The sequence below is a fragment of the Cyclobacterium qasimii M12-11B genome (assembly GCF_000427295.1).
Classification (GTDB): Bacteria; Bacteroidota; Bacteroidia; order Cytophagales; family Cyclobacteriaceae; genus Cyclobacterium; species Cyclobacterium qasimii.
Genome location: NZ_ATNM01000137.1, coordinates 14906 through 35887, shown reverse-complemented (window position 1 = coordinate 35887; position 20982 = coordinate 14906). Strand labels below are relative to the sequence as shown.

The 20982-nt window shown below is 39.0% G+C and carries 7 protein-coding genes; 5 read left to right on the top strand and 2 right to left on the bottom strand.

What is annotated here, in order from left to right:
* Positions 1–20 precede the first annotated feature (20 nt).
* Positions 21–1487 (top strand): sulfatase, encoded by a 1467-nt coding sequence (locus ADICYQ_RS17015; RefSeq protein ID WP_316929321.1) that lies wholly within the window; start codon positions 21–23, stop codon positions 1485–1487.
* Between the two features lie 11 nt (positions 1488–1498).
* Positions 1499–3034, top strand: a complete 1536-nt coding sequence (locus ADICYQ_RS17010; RefSeq protein ID WP_020891288.1) for a sulfatase family protein — start codon at positions 1499–1501, stop codon at positions 3032–3034.
* Positions 3035–3039: 5 nt separating this feature from the next.
* Here ADICYQ_RS17010 and ADICYQ_RS17005 read toward each other — a convergent pair whose 3' ends face one another.
* Both ADICYQ_RS17005 and ADICYQ_RS17000 read right to left on the bottom strand, forming a co-directional pair.
* A complete protein-coding gene (locus ADICYQ_RS17005) occupies positions 3040–4290 on the bottom strand; it encodes an endo-1,4-beta-xylanase (RefSeq protein ID WP_081652379.1) in 1251 nt (416 codons plus the stop codon).
* Between the two features lie 369 nt (positions 4291–4659).
* Entirely contained in the window at positions 4660–13677 is a 9018-nt protein-coding gene (locus tag ADICYQ_RS17000; RefSeq protein WP_020891285.1) for a non-ribosomal peptide synthetase, read from the bottom strand.
* Positions 13678–14361: 684 nt separating this feature from the next.
* Here ADICYQ_RS17000 and ADICYQ_RS16995 point away from each other — a divergent pair.
* The 3 genes from ADICYQ_RS16995 to ADICYQ_RS16985 all read left to right on the top strand — a co-directional run bounded on the left by ADICYQ_RS16995 (position 14362) and on the right by ADICYQ_RS16985 (position 20979).
* Complete coding sequence (locus tag ADICYQ_RS16995; RefSeq protein ID WP_020891284.1) at positions 14362–15903, top strand: sulfatase family protein; 1542 nt, start codon at positions 14362–14364, stop codon at positions 15901–15903.
* 174 nt (positions 15904–16077) lie between these two features.
* Positions 16078–18738 (top strand): DUF5686 family protein, encoded by a 2661-nt coding sequence (locus ADICYQ_RS16990; protein WP_040416848.1) that lies wholly within the window; start codon positions 16078–16080, stop codon positions 18736–18738.
* Between the two features lie 42 nt (positions 18739–18780).
* Positions 18781–20979, top strand: coding sequence for a B12-binding domain-containing radical SAM protein (locus tag ADICYQ_RS16985; protein WP_040416841.1), 2199 nt, complete (start codon positions 18781–18783; stop codon positions 20977–20979).
* Positions 20980–20982: the final 3 nt, after the last annotated feature.

Genomic DNA, 20982 nt, shown 5'->3' with positions numbered 1-20982 from the left:
TTTAAATTGACCTTATGAAAATGATATATAAACTTCTTTTAGCTTTTGGAATCTATTTCATTGGGATTTTAGTCCCAATGGTATCCTTTGCGCAGCAAACAAAGAAGCCCAATATTCTCTTTATTATTTCTGATGACCTCACAACAACAGCTGTCTCATCTTATGAAAATGCTGCTGGGTATACGCCAAATATTGACCAGTTGGCCAAAGAGGGTACAAGGTTTACCCGAGCTTATTGTCAGTATCCAGTTTGTGGGCCATCCAGAGCTTCCATGATGTCTGGATATTATCCCCATGCTACTGGCACCTTTGGCTATGTAAGTGGGAGGGAGAATATTGGGCCTGACAAGAAGATGTGGCCTCAGCTGTTTAAGGAAAATGGTTGGTTTACCGCAAGGGTAAGTAAGATTTTTCATATGGGAGTTCCTATAGATATCGAAAAGGGATCCAATGGGACAGATGATGAGGCCTCCTGGAACGAAAGGTATAATAGTCAGGGCCCGGAATGGACTGCAGATGGGGAAGCTGAATTGGTTCAAAACAATCCCTTTGGCTTATTACCAAGAAAAGGAGGGAACGTGATGACTATCGTGAAGGCAGATGGCGATGATTTGGTTCATTCTGATGGTAAAACAGCAGAAAAAGCTTCCGCCATGATTCGGGAACATAAAGACGAACCTTTCTTTTTAGCAGTTGGCTTGGTAAGGCCCCATGTGCCATTTGTTGCACCAAAACCTTATTTCGACAGGTTTCCATTTGAGCAAGTAGTCCTCCCACCAAAAGTCAAAGGAGATTGGGACGATATTCCTGCTCGTGGTATTAATTACGTGACTACTCTCAATGCGAAAATGACAGAAGACCAGCAGAAGAAAGCCATTGCGGCTTATTATGCTTCTGTCAGCTATATGGATGCCCAGGTAGGCAAGATTTTGGCTACTTTAAAGGAAGAAGGGCTTGAAGACAATACCATCGTAATTTTCACATCTGACCATGGTTTTCATTTGGGGGAACATGATTTTTGGATGAAAGTAAGTCTTAAAGAGGAATCTGTCAGAGTCCCTTTGATTGTGAAAATTCCTGGTAAGAAAGCCCAGATTTCTGATAGTTTTGTGGAGTTAATTGATTTGTACCCGACAATTGCTGAATTGGCAGGTGTGGAGGTTAAAGATGCTATTCAAGGGATTAGCTTTGTACCTACTTTAGAGGATCCAACCATAAAAATCAGAGACATGGCTTTTTCAGTCAATAGGTGGAGAGGAAAGCATGCCTTTCTTTTGAGAAATGACAAATGGGCTTTTACACTTTACAATGAAGATGGAAGTGATGGTATAGAATTGTTCGATATGCAGCATGATCCCAAACAATACAATAATCTCGCAGATTACCCCGCTTACCAGAACATTGTTGCCCAACTTAAGGGGGAGGTCGAAAAGAAATTAGCGGTCATCAGAAACAATGATTTGCCAGAGAAACAAGTGCAAAAATAAATAATTTAACGATGGATAACCTAAAGAATTTCAGCTATAAAAGCTATTGTATCGTAATACTGGCTTTTGCGCTTACAATTTCTTGTAAGGAAAAGAAAGTGGAAGTAATAACCGATGTCCTTCCCAATGTGGTGCTTCTCTTGGGGGATGATCATGGCTGGGATGAAACGGGTTACAATGGTCATCCTTTTCTCCATACCCCTGTACTGGATGAAATGGCAGCAAATGGGGTTCGCATGGATCGCTTTTATTCAGCTTCTCCTGTTTGTTCTCCTACTAGAGGGAGTATTATTACAGGAAGGCATCCCAATCGATATGGAACCTTCACCCCAGGTTTTTCCATTCGACCTGAGGAAATTAGTATTGCTGAGATCATGAAAGATGCGGGGTATGTTACCTCTCATTTAGGAAAATGGCACCTTGGTCCAGTCAAAGAAGCATCTCCCACTAACCCTCGCCATTTTGGGTTTGATGAGTACTTGTCTCACGACAATTTTTTTGAAATGAATCCTCATCTTTCTAGAAATGGTGCAGATCCCGTCGTTTTTAAAGGAGAAAGCTCTGAAATATTGATTGCTGAAGCCATAGATTTCATCCAGAGATCAAAGGAAAAGGAAGAACCTTTTTTCATCGTTATTTGGTATGGTTCGCCCCATGAGCCTTATAGTGCAAAACCCGAAGATTTGGCATTGTATGATAGCTTACCTGAAGATTTCGGCAATCGCATGGTAAGGTTGACTTCAAATGAAACCGGCAGCCAGGTAGAACGACTTCAAAGGGATGTATTGAGAGAAAGATTCGCCGAAATCACTGCCATGGACAGGTCCATTGGCCAATTAAGATCATTTCTTGAAGAGGAGGGTGTACGGGACAATACTTTGCTATGGTACTTTGGTGACAATGGTACTCCCCAAGAAGGAAATGCTACTGTTCCCTTTAGAGGGCAAAAAGCCTTGGTTTATGAAGGGGGTGTTCGTGTTCCTTCTGTTTTAGAATGGCCAGAAAGGATCAAAACTCCTTTTATTACAGCTATGCATGGTGTTTCCAGTGATGTCTTTCCTACCCTTTGTGAGATTACAGGTCAACCATTGCCCAATCGACCTATAGATGGTATAAGTCTTCTGCCTATGTTGGAAGGGAAAATGGACAGTAGACGGGAACCCATTGCTTTTTGGAATGGAAGGCCAAGAAATAACGGTGAAGGTTTGGTGGATTATATAGATCCTGAATTGCAAAAAGGGACCACTCCCTTGGTGAAATTGGCGAATGGTATTCCCACCAGAAATTTCAAAAACTTTCATCATCCGGACATTCAGGAACAAGATTTTTCCGGTGCAAGGGCATTGCTGGGCAACCAATATAAATTGGTTATACACGATGGAAAGAATGGAGATACCAGAAAGGAATTGTTTGATATCAATTTAGATCCGGCAGAGGAAAATAACATTCTATCCGATCAACCAGAAATTGCCGGAGACATGGAAAAGACGCTTAAAAATTGGCAACAATCCGTATTGGAAAGTTTGATAGGGAATGACTATCCTTAAATGAATTAGGGCTTGGAGAAATCAACTGTGGTTTCTCCAGGCACTTTTTTATGTAAAATTTTTCTCGTTTTCCCATCAACGGTTATTTGATAATTCCCATAAAATGCAGAAGTAATAAAATAGCCTTCAGCGTCAATGGTAACTGTTGTTTCCGTCCACCAAGTATCAAAAATCAAGTCTTGGTAAGCATGCGCTGCTGGTTTAGGTTGCCAATCTCGGGTATATAGCGAAGAGGCAGGGATCCAATTGGCACCTTCCCAAAATCCCCACATCAGGATTCCTTCTACTGCTGGATGGGCAAAGCAGATTCTATAGTAATCTACCAATTCTTTGGCATTCTGCTGTTCTTCTTCCGGACTCATTTTTAACTGGGTGTCTTTATGAAATTTGGAGCGCTGTCCGGGCATATTGAATTCAGTGATACGAATGGGTAACCTAAACTGGGCAAGGGAGTCAAGACTGCGTTTCAGTTCCTGCCTGTCAAAAGTACTTGCATGCAAGTGACCTTGTACACCTATTCCCGCAAGGGGTACATCCTGTGCCAGCAATTCCCTGATTTGGGCCAGGTAATCAGTAAGCCGATTGCCTGTTAGGATATCATAATCATTGAGGTAAAGTTTGGCACCCGGATCACCTTCTAGTACCCATTTGGCCATTTTGGCGGTTATATCTGAACCTAAACGATCTGCATAATAATTTCCATGGATCATTTCATTGTTCAGGTCGTATTCTACAAAACGGTCTTTATAACGTTGGCCAATGGAAATAGCCCGCTCTTTTATGGTGGCTTCCAGTTCAGTATCGCTTAACTCCATTATCCAGGGCTGTACAAATTTTTCTATGCCCCAGTATAAGTTATGTCCTCGCAGGGGGATTTGGTTCTCTTCCGTCCAATCCAGAATTCCTTCTATTGTCAGGTGGTTGACTTTTCCTTTTTCCCTTTCCATACTGGCCCATTTCAGCGCATTTTCTGTAACGGCACTGTTAAAATTCTCCAGGAAATATTTCTTATACTGGCTTAGGTCTTCAGGGGCCATGTTCCCAGATCCCAGCCCATTGGCAATGGCTGCTCCAAACCAGAACTCGTGAGAAAGCTGCTTGATAGAAACCTTTGCTCCTGGCTTGGCCTTGACTATTAACTTTCCTTTTCGATGTTGGGAAATGGATTCGTCTATAGGGTCGGTTTGAGCAATGGTTAGCATGCTTGTACAAAACAAGATGGCCAAGCTAAATAAAAAAGAAGATACTCGAAGCATGTTATATAGGGTTTATTTGTCAGGAAATGAAGCTGTGATTATCAGATGAAGATAACAAATTGAAATCAATTCATAACAATGATCTGTGATGTGTGATTTAGTGATGTTGCGATCTGTGATCTATGAAAATCCTAACATAAATGCAATTCAGAACTCGCTCACCCGAGCACCACATGCTACCATTACCCCTCATCCGTGGTTATCTTATGAAAATACCAACATGAAGGCAATTCATAACAATGATCTGTGATCCGTCATTTAGTGATGTTGTGATCTGTGATTTAGTGATCTGTGATGATCAAATGAACTATTCCATATGAAGGTAATTAAGAACGTGCTCACCCCATCGCCCCATCACATATCACCCGATCACTGATCACTTACCCCAGTTCCATCAATCACTTCCTTTATCCTAGACGCCAATTCGCCATCATAAGGTTCTGAAAATAGGTCTGAGTGAATCCCTTCGACTTCTATGATCCGCATGGATTTTGACAAACCTTTCCATCCCAAATTTTGTGGATCATGGAAATATTTTGTTCGGATTTTGGCCCGTAGCATTACGATCTCTCCCTCATATAATCCTGGGCTATAATTTTTGCAGGCCGCTACATGCATGGCCTTGATATTATTAATTCTTTCGATAATTGGGCTTTCCGGCTCTTTAATTTTTAACCTTAGCTTAAGGAGCAGGGCATCTATTTTTTTGCTTATAGACCTGGATTTTATATCTCTTAAGATCCCTGGATGCTGGGTTAATAATTTTAGATCGAAGGATTTTTTATTGAATTCACGATGCAATTTTGCAAAGAGCCTATTTTGGGGTGAATGTTTACCTTTTGAAAAAGTCGCAAAACTGTCAAGTAATAAAAGGAGGTCCACAGCTATATCGGTTCCCTTTAATTGTTTGGCCATTTCAAATGCAATAATCCCTCCCAGGGAATAACCTCCAAGAATTATTTTCCCTGACGGATTGTTTTGCACTATTTCGGCTATATAAGATGCTGCTATCTCTTCAATGGATTCGTATTTAATGCTTTCAGCATTCATTCCTTTTGACTGAATGCCATAGATAGGCTGGTCATGTTCAAAGTGTTTTGCAAGGGCTTGAAAAGGCAGTACGTTCAAACCCGCTCCATGAACCAGGTATATAGGGGCTTTTTTTCCTTTTGGCTGAATAGGGACAAGAGACTTCCATTCTTTGTTTAAAACCACTTTTGTTTTTAAAAATGCAGCTAACTGTTCTATCGTAGGATATTTAAATAGTATGGAAAGCGGTAACAGTTTACCCATCTCTTTTTCAATCAAGGTCATGACCTTGACGGCGATTAAAGAATGGCCACCTATTTCGAAAAAATTATCTGTAATATCGATTTCTTTTAAGCGCAAAGCTTCTTTCCATATTTCAGCTATTTTCTTTTCCTCATCTGTTTGAGGAGGCACAATAGCATTTTGATCCAAAGCGATAGGATCAGGTAATTTTAGGCGATCTATTTTTCCACTTGCCGTATGAGGGAAATGATCAACAATAACAAAGTCATAAGGCAACATATAGCCTGGCAAGGTTTTGGACAATTCCTTTTTCCAGCTTCTGACCTGAGCGCTTGTTACTCCTATGCTTGTTATATCCTCCTCCTTAAAATCGTTTTTGAGTAAAAGGTAGGCAACCAGTCCTTTGTCATCACTTGAAGTGTTTCTAAAAAGCACTATACTTTGCTTGACAGCGTATAGCATGTTTAAGGCCTGTTCTATCTCCTCAAGTTCAATTCTATGCCCTCTGAGTTTGATTTGATTGTCTATCCTACCTAGAATTTGAATCTCTCCATTGGCCAATAATTTTGCCCGATCACCAGTTTTGTACATGATTTCACTGGTTTCCGTTTTAAACGGGTCTCTAGTGAATTTTTGACTTGTTAATTCTGGCTGGTTGAGGTATCCTTTTGCTACTCCTTTACCGGAAATGTAAATTTCTCCCTCTGTTCCTTTTGGTACAGGCTTTTTGTTTTCATCCAGCAAATAAATTTTAGTATTCAGTACTTCTCGGCCTATTGTAATTTGAGACTGATCTGCCTCAACCTTTTTTATTGTGGAGAAAACCGTGGTTTCTGTAGGTCCATAAATATTCCACAGACTATGACATAAAGGCAATAATTGCTTGGCTAATTCTTTGCTTAAAGCTTCACCACCACTGATTATTTGCAGATTTTCTACTGTTGCATCCCAACCACTTTCCAGAAGCATTTTCCAATGGGTAGGGGTGGCAAACATAATGTCTGCCTTCTTTTGTGTCAAATATTTTAGGATTACTCGCGGGTCTTTTCTTTCATATTGATCCAGAATTACTATTTGAGCGCCATGAACAAAAGGTAAAATTAATTCAAGAAGTGCAATATCGAAAGAGGCTGAGCTTACAGCTAGGAATTTATTCTCGGAAACAATCCCTGGTTGATCACTTACCGTTTTAAGGAAATTATACAAGTTTCCATGGGTAAGAATAACTCCTTTTGGCTTTCCTGTTGATCCTGAGGTATAGATGATGTAACCGGGATCGTGGGCTTCGTTATTTGGGGATGGGTTTTCTTTCGAAAAACTTTCCTGAACGTTTATAAATTCCTCCCAAAGGATTTCCTTGGATTGAGATTTGAATTTTCCATTATACTTGCGATGCGTTATATGAACTTTTGCAGCATCTTTAAGCATGTAATTGATTCTTTCTTCTGGAAAGTCGGTATCAATTGGCAGATAGGCAGCTCCTGCTTTTAAAACAGCCATTATGGATAGGATCATGTTAATTGATCGATCCATGACAATTCCAACGATATCATTTCTTCCAATGCCATTTTGGACTAGCAGGTCGGCCAATTGATTGGAAGTTTCATTCAATGTTTTATAGGTGCAGGATTCATCCTTTGAAATTATTGCCGCTTTTCCACTGAATTGTAAGGCTGCGGCTTCTATAAGGAGTTGCACAGATTTGAATTCTTCTTTAAACTTATTAGGTTTTACTAGGGGTTGATAGGGTTCGATTTGCTGTTTTACTTTTGAGAATTGACTGATTGGTACTGAAGGTTGTTGACAAATAGTTTCCAACAAATGGAGATAGTCTTTAATGATTTTAGCCATCTCATCTTCCCCAAATAAAGAAGTCTTGTACTCAAATAATCCCTTAAGTTCATTTTCAGTTTGCTTCACTGTGTAGGTGAGGTCAAACTTTGCAATTTGGGGATTGTTATCAATTTTCTCTACCCGTAAATCATCAATTTGCCATTCATTATCGTCAAGGGTGTTTTGGATTAAGAACATTACCTGGAAGATAGGGTTATTGCCTAGCTTCCTTTCAGGTTTTGCTGCCGCTACAATTTTTTCAAAAGGTACATCCTGATATTCAAATGCCTCAAGGCAGTTGAATTTTACCTCACTTAAAAAATCAAGGAAACTAGTTTCAGGGTTTAACCTGGATCGAATAGGTAGTGTGTTGATGAAATAACCTAGTAACCTATCCGTATGCTGGTTTTGTCGATCTGCAACAACAGTTCCGATACACAGATCAGTCTTTTCCGACAACTGATACAGCAAAGTTTTAAATGTGGCCATTAAAACCATGTACAAGGTAGTACCTGTACTATTGGCCATTTCTGTTAATTTTTTGGCGACATTTAAAGGTATTATAAATGTCTTGGTTTGCCCGGCTATCGCATCAGAATCATTATTTGATTTTGATATATTTGTTGGTTGGACACCTCTAAGCTTTGTTTTCCAAAAATCAATTTTGGTTTCAAATGCATTGCCTTGGAATTGTTCTCTTTGCCAAATGGCATAATCGCCAAACTGAATTGGAAGAGGAGCTCCCTCTATTTTGTTTTGATTTTTATGTTGTAGGTAAAACGATTTAAGTTCATTCATCAATAGCCCTACAGACCACCCGTCAAAAGCAATGTGATGGAATGTCATGATGAGGACATTGACTGCATCACTTTGACGAATTAGTAATGCCCTGAACATTGCTTCTTTAGTCAGGTCAAAAGGTAGGTCAGTTTGCTCTTGGATGATGTCAGGTAGGGACTGTTTTTCCATTAATAAATCATTTACCTCCAAATGCCAGTCTGCAAATTCCTGAACTTCCTGGTAAACGTGTTCACCATCGTAACGATAGGTAGAACGCAATACCTCGTGCCTGGTTAAAATTGCCTTCAAGGTAGCCTCTAGTGAAGGGATATACAGGTTCCCTTTTAGTTTTAAAACCAAAGGAATATGGTAATGCTGTGATCCTTCTAGTCTATCTGTTAGCCATAAGCTTTCCTGGCCAAATGAAAGTGGAAATACTTTAGCCCGCGAAGCATTTGTAATGGGATTGGAAAGAGGCGGAGTGGAGGTTTGCTCATTTATCAATAATGCCAGTTCATGGATTGTTGGTTGATGAAATATTTGGTTGAACTTTATTTCATATTTAAAATGCTCTCTAATGGCATTGATCAATCGAATGGCGAGGAGGGAATGACCGCCTATTTTAAAGAAATTATCATGAACTTCAACCTGATCAATTTTTAGTAAGGCTTTCCAGATATTAATTAACTTCTTTTCTGTAGGGCTTTCACTTTGTGGAGTAGGTGTCTTGTAGCTTGGTTGAGGGACAAGCTTTGAAAGTTTTTTTCTATCTATTTTCCCTATAGCCGTAAGAGGCATTTCCTTTAAAAATACCCAATGGTTAGGAATCATGTAAACAGGTAAATAAACAGCTAGGTGGGCGTTAAGTTCCCGTGTTTTTTGCTCTTCAGAAAGATGGTTAAAGTTGCTGCCAGTTGTCAAATTACCAACAAGCCTTTGGTTATCGGAGGACTCCCCATTTATGGAGACAATTGCTCGATTAACGAAATCTAGTTGTTCAACTAGGGCTTCAATTTCTTCTAATTCAATTCTATAACCTCTTAATTTCACCTGGTTGTCTAACCTGCCCAAAAACTCAAGGTTTCCATTATGCAGTAATCGGGCCTTATCTCCGGTTTTATACATTCTGCTTCCTGGAATTTTCGAATAGGGATCTGAAACAAAACTTGCAGCAGTTAAATCGGACAGGTTTAAATAGCCTTTGGCCAAGCTCTGTCCACCGATACAAAGTTCTCCTTGAATGCCTATTGGACAAATATTACCAGATGGATCAATTACATATACTTTGGCATGAGGAATAGGCTTTCCTATACTTATTGGATCGTTAGGAGAAGTTAATTCACAAACTGTTGTCCAAACAGTGCCTTCTGTTGGGCCATATTCATTGTATAATTTCGCCCCTTCGTTTTTTTCAAAGTGTGAAGCAACCAATGAAGGTTCCAATCTTTCTCCTCCTAAAATAACCCTTTTTATCTGACTGCCTGAAATCAAATTTTCAGAAAGTAAAAATCTATAAAATGACGGTACACATAGAATTGATTCTGAAAAGGTCAATAATTTTTTGAGTTCTTTCGGATTTTTCAATTGTTGCGCCCTACCTAAAACCAATTCACTACCAGTCGTCAAAGCACCAAAAATAACAGCTATGGAGGAGTCAAAAGAAAAGGATTGGATAAGTAAGACAGCTGTTTTGTCTGGGTAATAGGTGTTTCTTGAATGGGTAGAAAGGAACAGGCTTTTATGGCTAATCATTACTCCTTTTGGCTTTCCAGTAGTGCCTGACGTGTAAATCAGATAGGCAGTATTTTCAGAAGAGTTAACTTTATTCGGTTTATCAGCATTTTCTTCAGATAGAACACTCAGTTCAGTATCAAGGGTTAAAATGGATAAATTGATAAAATTCTCTCTAAAAAGCAGTTCCTTGTCTTGATCAGTTATGACCCAGGTAGCATTGGCATCTTCGAGAATAAATTTAATTCTGTCTTTTGGGAATGTTGGGTCTATAGGGATATATGCTGCACCAGCTTTTAAAATACCTAAAATTCCAAGTATCATTTGGGGGGAATTGTCCAAGCAGATTGGAACCAAAGCACCAATTTTTACTCCCTGATTGATTAAATAATTGGCTACTTTGTTGGATTGTTTATCTAGCTCAGCGTAGGATACCTCATTTTCGTTAAAACGGATGGCGGTTTTTTGAGGAAATAGCTTGACTTGTTCGTCAATTAGATTTAAAACCGTTGCTTTTTCCAAATCATCTGAAAGCGCGAAATCAGTATCAGGATTTAATATAAAATCTCTTTCTTTTGCGTTTAGGAGATTAATATTGTCTATCGTTTCTTGAGGAGTTAACACTGCTGATTTTAATAGCTCAACCAAATGATCCGACATTCTGGCAATGGTAGAAGCACTAAACAAAGCAGATTGATAATTCATTACTGCATGCAGCTGATCATCAGCTTCTTTGATTTCTAATGTCAGCTCAAAACTTGAAACATCATTGAATATTTTTAAAGGTGTGGTTTTTAGTCCATTTAATATGAGTTCAGTAGGGAGATTGTTTTGCATGACAAATAGCACCTGAAAAATTGGGTTCCTCCCGGAAAATCTAAAATCCTCGGATAATTTTACTATTTCACTAAAAGGAACATCACCATGATCAAAAGCTTCAAGGGTATTGGATTTTACCTGCTTAAGCAAATCCTCAAAGCTGGATGTACCATTAACCATTGTTCGGACGGGCAAAGTATTTACAAAATAACCAATCAATGCATCTAATCCCTCATGTTCTCTACCAGTTGTTGGTATGCCTATACAGATATCTTCCTGGCTACTGTGCCTCTTTAGCAAGGCATAGAATCCAGCTAAAAGGACCATGAATAAAGTTGCATTATGCTTTTTAGCCAGGCTTTTTAATTTCGCTGTGGTATCCCGGGATATGGTAAATGAATGGCTGGAGCCTGCAGTATTTACCTCTAAGGTTCTTGGGAAATCTGTTCTAAGCTGGCTAGGAATAACCCCTTCGAGATTCTTTCGCCATTGGGATAAGGATTGTTTTAAAAGATCACCTCTTAATAGGCTTCTTTGGTATATAGAAAAGTCTGAATATTCCAATATAGATGACTTATCTGGAATTGCCACTCCTTGCTTAAATTGATCGTAAAGAAGGGCTAGTTCATTTTTAAAAAGCACAGTAGACCAGCCATCCCAGGCAATGTGGTGAACCAAAATGCAAAAAAGGTGTTCTTTTGGCTCAATATGAAATAAAGCAGCCCTGATCATGAAATCTTTTGTAAGGTCAAAAGGCCTTTCAATCATGGATTTAAAAGGCCAATCATTTATTGTCTCTTCAGTTGTTTGTTGGGTAATAAATTCTTGAATTGTCCAGGATTCTGGGGTAAGAAATTTTTGTTCTAATCCTTTATTTGAAGGGTGTATTATTGTTCGAAGAGGTAAATGTCTTTTGACAATTTCCTTTAATGAAGCTTTTAAGGATTGAATGTCTAAATCTCCCGAAATATTGAAAACCATAGGTAAATGGTACTGTAAGCTTCCAGCTGCATTGTGGATGATCCATAGGGCTTCCTGATTAAAGGAAAGTGGAATAAACCCTACTTCTTTTGAAGGTGCGATTACATCCAAGTCATTCTTCTTTTTATCGATCACCTCGCTTAAAGCGGAAATGGTTGGGAAATCGAAAAAATCCTTCATCATAAGCCGCTTTCCTAATGAATTCTTAATTGCGGCAATAGATCGGATAGCAAGTAACGAATCTCCCCCCAGATCAAAAAAATTATCATTTATACCAATATTATTCCAGCTCAATAATTTTTGCCATATCCCAAAGAGTATTTTTTCTGTTTCAGTCTGCGGAGGGTTTTTACTAGTTTGGGAGGCTGTCCATTCTGGTTCAGGCAAGGCTTTTTTATCAATTTTACCATTGCTTGTCAAAGGCATTTCCTCCATTTGAATCCAGTATTGAGGGATCATATGTGCCGGAAGCTTTGTTTTAAGTTTATCTTTAATTCCCTCTTCGGTTCTGCCTTTTTCAAATACGAAATAAGCGATCAAGAAAAACTTTTGATTGTAGCATTTGGGCACTACAGCAATTTGTTTAATGCTTTCAAATTGGTAAATACAAGCCTCAATTTCTCCGGGTTCAATGCGGTATCCATTAATTTTTACCTGATCATCAACCCTGCCCTGATAAAGGAGGTTTCCATCCTCAGAAGTCTTTCCTAAATCACCAGTTCGATATAAAAAGCCTCCATTTTTCCCTGAAATGAAATCTGGAATAAAGTTTTTGGCAGTAACCAATGGTAAATTAAGGTAACCTCTGGCAATGCCGTCTCCACCGATGTATATTTCACCTACTTCCCCTTTGCCCACCTTTTCATGCTTGCTATTCAAGAGTAATATGAAGGTGTTAGAGAATGGCTTCCCAATTGGCACCCGACTATAAGTTCGATTTAGGTCTATTTGGTAGATACATTTCCCAATTGATGCTTCAGTAGGACCGTAATGGTTAAAAACATCGCCTTTAAAACCACTTTTTCTTAGAATTGGAATTATCGATTTCGGAAAATTTTCCCCTCCAAAGATTAACTTTCTCTGAGGAACAGGAGTTAAACCACTCTCTGTATGACTCAACCAAAGGGAAGGGACAATTTTCAGACAATCTATTTTCTGATGCTCCAGGTAAGCAGTTATTTTCTCGCTGTCTAAAATTATTCGGTCGGACAAAAGGTGGATAGTAGCTGCCTGAATTACTGCAGTATGAATAAGGGAGTGCCCTGCATCAAAAACAATTGGCGCTGTGACAGCATAAGATTCACAATCTTTAAGGTTAGCACTTTCTATCAAACCAAAACAATGATCCATCAATCCTCTGTGTGGCACCATTACACCTTTTGGACGGCCAGTCGAACCGGAAGTGTAGATTACATAAGCAAGGTTTTCGGGAGTAGGCTTGACTTTTGAAATAAAATTTTCAATTGACTCCATTGGAAAAGAGGCATAATCCACTAGGTCAATTGTGTCGGACAAATTTAATTTTTTGTCTAAAGAATTGTTCACCAATAACAGGCTTGCACCAGTATCTTCAAGAATATACTGAATTCTTTCTAAAGGATAGTTTGGGTCTATGGGAACATAAGCACCTCCAGCTTTTAAAATACCAAAGATTGTGACCAGCATATCAATGGATTTCTCCATGCAAAAAGGAACAAGGCTTTCGGGAGAAATGCCTTTATTAACCAAATAGGCTGCTATTTGATTTGACTTTTCATTTAGTTCACCAAAAGTCAAACTGTCCTCTTCAAATACAAAGGCGATTTTTTCAGGATACTTGGCAACTACTTCCTCTAATTGTGCAACAACAGTCTTGTTTCTTGGGTAACTTACCGAAGAAACAAAAGGTGCAGGTATATTTTTTGAAGTTGTAGTATTAGAGTCGTTTTTATTTTTGGTTATTTTAGGCTTAGTGTGGTATGTTTTTCCCATTTTTTTGTGGATTGATCATAAATACATGTTTTCAAGTACCTGTAGGGTTAAAGAGTTACTCATCGAATTATAATATGATCATTCATACATCTATTAAATTACTATGCGAAAATTGACTTTTCCTTTATGTTTCAATTAGATATGAAACAACATTAATATAAATAATTTAATAGTGCACTAAAAATAATATTATTTAAATATGAATTATTCTTCTAACTAATTTGTACGATAAAAGTTTTTTTAATATAAACCGATGATTTTAGGCATTTACGAAGAATTAAAAGTATTTGGATTCCGTAAAATTATTTTTTGCTAGAAATTCGGACGCTTCTTGATTGATATACCCTGGATTTAAGTCTTTGTTGGTAGAAATGAAGGCTGAATCTTTGGATTTGATTCAATGTGATAATTAAAGTGGTCTATTAGGGTCGAAGACTGAAGCTATCGGGGAATTCGTAAATTGAGTGGATAAAAAATAATCTAAATATTTGAATTTATTCCTTATCTAAAACATTTTTGAATAAATTGCCTGACTTGATAATATGATCAATGCCTTCAGTTTATTTTGATCAATAATACCTTTGTTGACGCTTTAATAGTTTGACATTAATAATTAACCCAACAAAATGATTTTGACTCAGAGCAAACATCATTAAGCGAAATCTTTTGATAATGTACTACTTTATGAAAACCTATATCCTTCCAGTATTTTTATTGATTTTTAACTTAAGTAATGGCTTTTCGCAGGGAGATTCAACTCCAAATATTATCTATATCCTGGCCGATGATATGGGGATAGGGGATGCCTCTTGTTACAATCCTGAAGGCAAACTTGAAACCATTCATATCGATAAAATGGCAAACAAAGGAATAAAGTTTACAGATGCACATACCAGTTCAGCGGTTTGCACGCCCACACGCTATGGCATTCTTACCGGTAGGTACAATTGGAGGTCTACACTTAAAAGCAGTGTTTTGGGAGGGTTTTCGGCGCCTTTGATAGATTCAGAACGTTTTACAGTTGGGAAGCTTCTTCAAGGTGCAGGATACCATACTGGATTTATAGGTAAATGGCACTTGGGCTGGGACTGGGCATTTAAGCAAGAATATGAAAACATTGATAACCTGAATACCATTCTGGAGGTTGATTATTCGCAACCAATAAAGAATGGGCCCAATCAAGTAGGTTTTACTTATGCTTATGGTTTTAGCAGTTCTCTGGACATTCCACCATATGTCTATATTGAAAATGATAGGGTTACCGCATTACCGGAGAAAATGACAGTGAATGTTGATGACAAGGGCTTCTGGAGAAAAGGTCCTACAGCGCCTGATTTTGAACATGTTCAGGTTTTATCTCATTTGACTGAAAAAGCTGTGAATTTTATAGATGAAAACGCAAATAAAGAGCAACCGTTTTTTTTATATTTCCCTCTTCCAGCACCCCACACCCCTATATTACCAACTACCGAGTTTATGGGAAAGAGCAATACCAATATGTATGGTGATTTTGTTTTGCAAGTAGATGATGTGGTGGGTAAAATTGTAGCTGAATTAGAACGAAAAGGCGTATTGGAAAATACACTTTTGATTTTCACTTCAGACAATGGTTGTTCTCCCAAAGCCAATTTTGCTGAATTGGCCAAGGTTGGGCATGATCCTAGTGATGGTTTTAGAGGGCATAAAGCAGACATTTATGAAGGTGGACACCGTGTTCCTTTTATTGTTCAATGGCCAGCTAAAATTGCAGGAGGGAAAACCACAGACCAAATTATCTGTACAACAGATTTTATGTCTACTGTTGCAGCTATTTTGGATCAGGAAATGCCTGAAAATGCGGGAGAAGATAGTTTTAGTTTTTTGAAAGTACTCAATGGTGATATGGAGGCAGAGGTAAGACCTTCGGTAATCCACCATTCCATTGAAGGCAGGTTTGCCATTAGAAAAAGCAATTGGAAACTAATTGCCTGGCCAGGTTCTGGTGGATGGACGGCTCCAAGATCGGCCAAAGAACTTGTTGGTTTACCAGATATGCAGCTTTTTGATCTATCTAAAGATCCAGGTGAGCAGACTAACCTAATCAATGATTTCCCAGAGGTGGCCTCGTTATTAAAGAAGGAAATGATCAGCCTAATAAAAAACGGTAGAAGTACGGCTGGGCCAAAACTTAAAAATGATGGACCTGAAGTATGGCCGCAGGTTGAATGGGCTTACGAAGCACAATAGTGCTTGCGCTTATCCGTTAATTATTTAACCATTTTCACCTATTTTTAGTTACGAAGGTTATTTGATGAATAAATGCTAAGTTTATCCTTGACCTATTATTCAGGTAGTCTTATGCTTGTTGCAGGTTGGTGAATTTTTCGTTTAAGAAGGGTTTCCTCGGTTAGCTATAAAGGAATGAAAAAAGCTTCAATATGTATTTTTAGGATAGCGCTTATGACATTGGTTTTAGTCATTGCAAGCCCTCCTTCAAATGCGCAAGGGATAAAAGGATTCGTCTCTAGCGAAGATGGTCAACCTTTGGCCTTTGCGACTGTATTTGCAAGAAACCTGAATGATGGTATTCCCACCAATCAAGATGGCTATTTTGAATGGAAGCTACCAAATGGCCACTACGACATCCTATTTCAATATTTAGGCTATACTGCTCAACTACAAACCTTTGAAGTTAAAGACGACTGGGTAGAAGTCAATGTGCGTTTGGAGATGCAAACTTACGGGCTTAATGTAGTGGAAGTGCGAGAAGGAGCGGAGGATCCTGCTTTAACGGTCATCCGAAAAGCCATTGCCAAGGCCAAATACCATAAGCTTCAGGTGGATGCCTATAGCATGATGGTGTATATTAAAGGTACAGGAGAGCTTACTGATGCGCCGTTTTTTCTAAAGAAGAAGTTGGCCAAGGAAGGCATCGGTCTAAATGAGGCCTATACCTCAGAGTCAGTTTCTAAAATCGATTTCAAACAACCAAATGAAATCAAGGAGACAGTTATTAGCATTCGCTCCAGTGGAGACAATAACCAAACATCTCCTGCTCCCTATATAGGTGCCAGTTTTTATGATGACAAGGTAAATGAAATTATCTCTCCCCTGGCAAGGTCAGCGTTTGCCTATTACAAGTTTCGCCTTGAAGGTACTTTTCTTGAAAACGAGGTCCTTGTCAATAAAATCAGGGTTATTCCGCGATCAAAAGGGGAAAGGGTTTTTGATGGTTATATTTATATCATAGAGGATTTATGGACTATCCACAGTCTGGACCTTAAAACCTCTCTTTTGGGCTTTGACATTCGCGTCAGGCAGCAATATGCACCAGTAATGGAAAACGTTTGGATGCCCATTACCCATACCTATAATTTTGGAGGGAAATTCTTTGGCTTTGCCGGCGAATTTCAATACTTGGCTTCTACCAGAGACTATGAATTACAACTCAATCAAGACCTGATCTTCGAAACCGAAATCCTTGACGAAAAAATCACTGAGATCCCTGAAGAAATTAGAATCCTATCTACTAAGCAATCACCAATCGAGCAATTGGAAGAGGCCGACCAACTGAGTAGAAAGCAGTATCGGAAGTTGCTCGCTACTTATGAAAAAGAAGCAAACAAGGAACGAGAAGATAAAGATATATTATCTGTAAGGTCACACATCATCGATTCACTGGCTACCAAAAGAAACAGTGCTTATTGGGATAGTATTCGACCAGCACCCTTGACCGATAAAGAAATCCTGGGTTATGTTAGAGATGATAGTTTGGCCTTGGTAGAGGTAGCAAGGAATAGCGAAGTGGATAGCATTGCTCAAAAAGCCAAAAGGAGGTTTAAGCCTTTTGATTTTTTGACTGGAGGGAGGTACAATTTTGGCAGAGGAAGATCAGCAGGTTTTCATACGAATTGGACAAAGATGTCCTTTAATACTGTGGAGGGCTTTAAAGTCGGTTTTTCAGGTTTCTATCGCAAAGAGGAAGTGACTAAGCTCGCGGATAGTGTCACAAACCATGTGAAGTCCTTGAATTTCAGGCCAGCATTTAGGTATGGTTTTGCCAGTGAAATAGCCTACATGACTTTGGATTTCCGTAGGTCAGTAACCAAAGGTAGGGAAGGGTACAGTTGGGGGGTAGATGGTGGAAAATACATATACCAGTACAACGCCAATGAACCTATTAGCGAACAGGTAAATGCTGTTTATTCTCTTTTCCTAAGAGAGAATTACATGAAGATGTATGAGAAAACTTTTGCAAAACTTTACTGGGCGCATAGGATGGGTGACAAGTTTACCTACAGGACAAGTTTCAGTATTGAAGAGAGAAGCCCATTGACCAATCACAGTGATTACAGTTTTTTCTATTCCGAGAAAAAAGAATACAGCGCAAATCAGCCCAATCTTAAAGGGGATGAAGAAGCCAGTTTTCTAGCCAACAATGGACTGTTATTTGATTTGAACATTGATTGGAGGCCAGGCTTAAAGTACCAGGTAAGAAATGGCCGTAAAATCCCAATAATGGATTCAACCCCATTAATTTTCATGAACTATAAGCAAGCTTTTCCCATCATTTATAAAGGGGCCGAGGTCGCCGATTTTCAGCAAGTCGAATTGGGCTTAAAACATGCTATTTCCTTTGGAGTGAGTGGGAAATTGGCCTTTAACTTAAATGCAGGTACTTTTTTAAATAAAGACAAGGTCTATTTTATGGATTACAAGCATTTTGGAGGAAACCGAACGATCTTTAGCAATATGGGGGCAGCCAGCAATTATAGGTTTTTAGACTATTATACTTTTAGTACTACCGATTCATATGTTGGAGGTTTGTTTCACTACCAGTTTAGAAAGTTTTTGTTTACCCAATTGCCAGGTTTGAGGTTTTCAGGAGTTAGGGAAAACCTATTTTTTAATTACCTGAAAACAGACAGTTCGCCCCATTATTGGGAGCTGGGTTACTCTCTAGACAATCTATTCAGGATATTTCGACTTGAGGTGGGAGCAGGGTTTGAGAATAGAAAATACAGCTCAGGAGGCTTCCGCTTTGGAATTGCTACCTTTATTTCTATAAATATAGCCGAGTAAATTGTTTTCACTTACTTTTGTATTTGCTAAAAAACAAACCCATTGAAAGAATTGCTTTTAATTACCCCTCCATTTACACAATTAAATACCCCTTACCCGGGCACTGCTTACCTTAAAGGTTTTTTGAATACCAAAGGGATTAGCAGTTACCAGATGGATCTTGGTATAGATGTTATTCAGGCTGTTTTTTGTAAAAAAGGACTGGGTGAAATCTTCACATTAGCCAATCAAAACAAGAAAATAGACTCTGAAAATGCCCACAGGATCTTTGCCCTTAAAGAAACTTACATTCAGTCTATAGATGCAGTGATACTGTTCCTTCAGGGAAATAACGCCACTTTGGCCAGGAAGATTTGCACGGATAATTTTCTACCCAAAGCATCCAGGTTTGAGCAATTGGATGACCTTGATTATGCCTTTGGGAACATGGGGATGCAAGATAGAGCGAAGCACCTCGCTACCCTATATTTGGAGGATTTGTCAGACTTTATCGTGGAGTGTGTGGATCCTAAATTTGGATTTAGCCGTTATGCCGAGTCCTTGGGTCAAAGTGCCAATAATTTCGATGGTCTTCATGAACAATTGAATGCGGAGTTAACCTATATTGATCAAATAAGTTTATCCATATTAGATAGCAAAATGAAAGAGGTGCAGCCAAAGCTGGTTGGTATCTCTGTTCCTTTTCCTGGCAACCTGTACAGTGCTTTTCGCTGTGGACAATACATTAAAAAGCAGTACCCATCGGTGAAAATTATAATGGGTGGGGGTTTTCCAAATACCGAATTAAGAACAATTTCTGATCCCAGGGTCTTTGACTTTATTGATTTCATTTGCCTGGATGATGGCGAAAGACCAATAGAAATACTTTTGAGACTCATCGAGAATGATGCATTTCCTTTAAAGGCGGGCACTAAGTTAAAACGTACTTTTTATTTTGATGGAGAGAAAGTAATCTACAACAACAAATCCGTTGAAAGTGATTACAAGCAAAGTGAATTGGGTACACCCGATTATAGTGATTTACCCTTAGACCATTATATCTCTGTTATAGAGATTGCCAATCCCATGCATAGCTTGTGGAGCGATGGCAGGTGGAATAAGCTCACCATGGCGCATGGCTGCTATTGGGGCAAGTGTACTTTTTGCGATATATCTCTTGACTATATTAAATTGTACGAACCACTGACAGCAAATATACTGGTTGATCGCATGGAGCAATTGGTAAAAGAAACCGGTGAAAGTGGGTTTCATTTTGTGGATGAAGCCGCACCACCAGCGTTGATGCGGGCGGTGGCATTGGAGATTATTAAGCGAAAACTTACACTTACCTGGTGGACAAACATTCGGTTCGAAAAGAGTTTTTCGCTTGATCTATGTCTTTTGTTAAGCGCTTCAGGATGTATTGCCATATCAGGAGGTTTGGAAGTGGCTTCTGACCGGCTGTTGAAATTGATTGACAAAGGGGTTACAGTAGAGCAGGTGGCTCAGGTGACGAGGAATTTCACCGAAGCTGGAATAATGGTGCATGCCTATTTAATGTACGGATACCCTACACAGACTATTCAGGAGACCGTTGACAGCCTGGAAATGGTTAGGCAACTTTTTGAAGAAGGGGTATTGAGGTCTGGGTTTTGGCATCAATTTGCTTTGACGGCCCACAGCCCAATTGGATTGGAACCAGAGAAGTACCACATAATTCCAAATCAAAACCCGGTTTCTTTTGCCAACAATGACATTGCATTCAAAGACAAAACTGGGATCGACCATTCCAAATTTAGTTATGGATTGAAGAAGTCTTTGTTCAACTTCATGCACGGAATTGGTTTTGATTTTCCTTTACAGGATTGGTTTGACTTCAATGTCCCAAGACCAACGATAGGGCCAGAATACATAGTGACCTGTCTTGAAAAAGAGGACAGTAATTCTCCGAAAAATGGCGCGAAGATGGTCTGGTTAGGGAATATGCCAATTGTTTCAGAAAAACTTATTCGAAAGAAAAAGAAAACCTACACCAGGGTTTTGCTTACTTTTCATACTACATCAGCCATTGTAGACTTTACCCTAGTGCAAAATGTGGCTGATTGGCTGCTTAGAATTCTCGGTGAGATGGAAAAATCGGGTAGACCAATTACCTACGGACAGTTTATAAATAGCTATGAAGAGAAATTTGAGCATTTTGATCAGTTCTTCACTGCTACAATGAGAGATGAGCTCAGGGCCTGTGGGTTATTAATTCTTTAATAA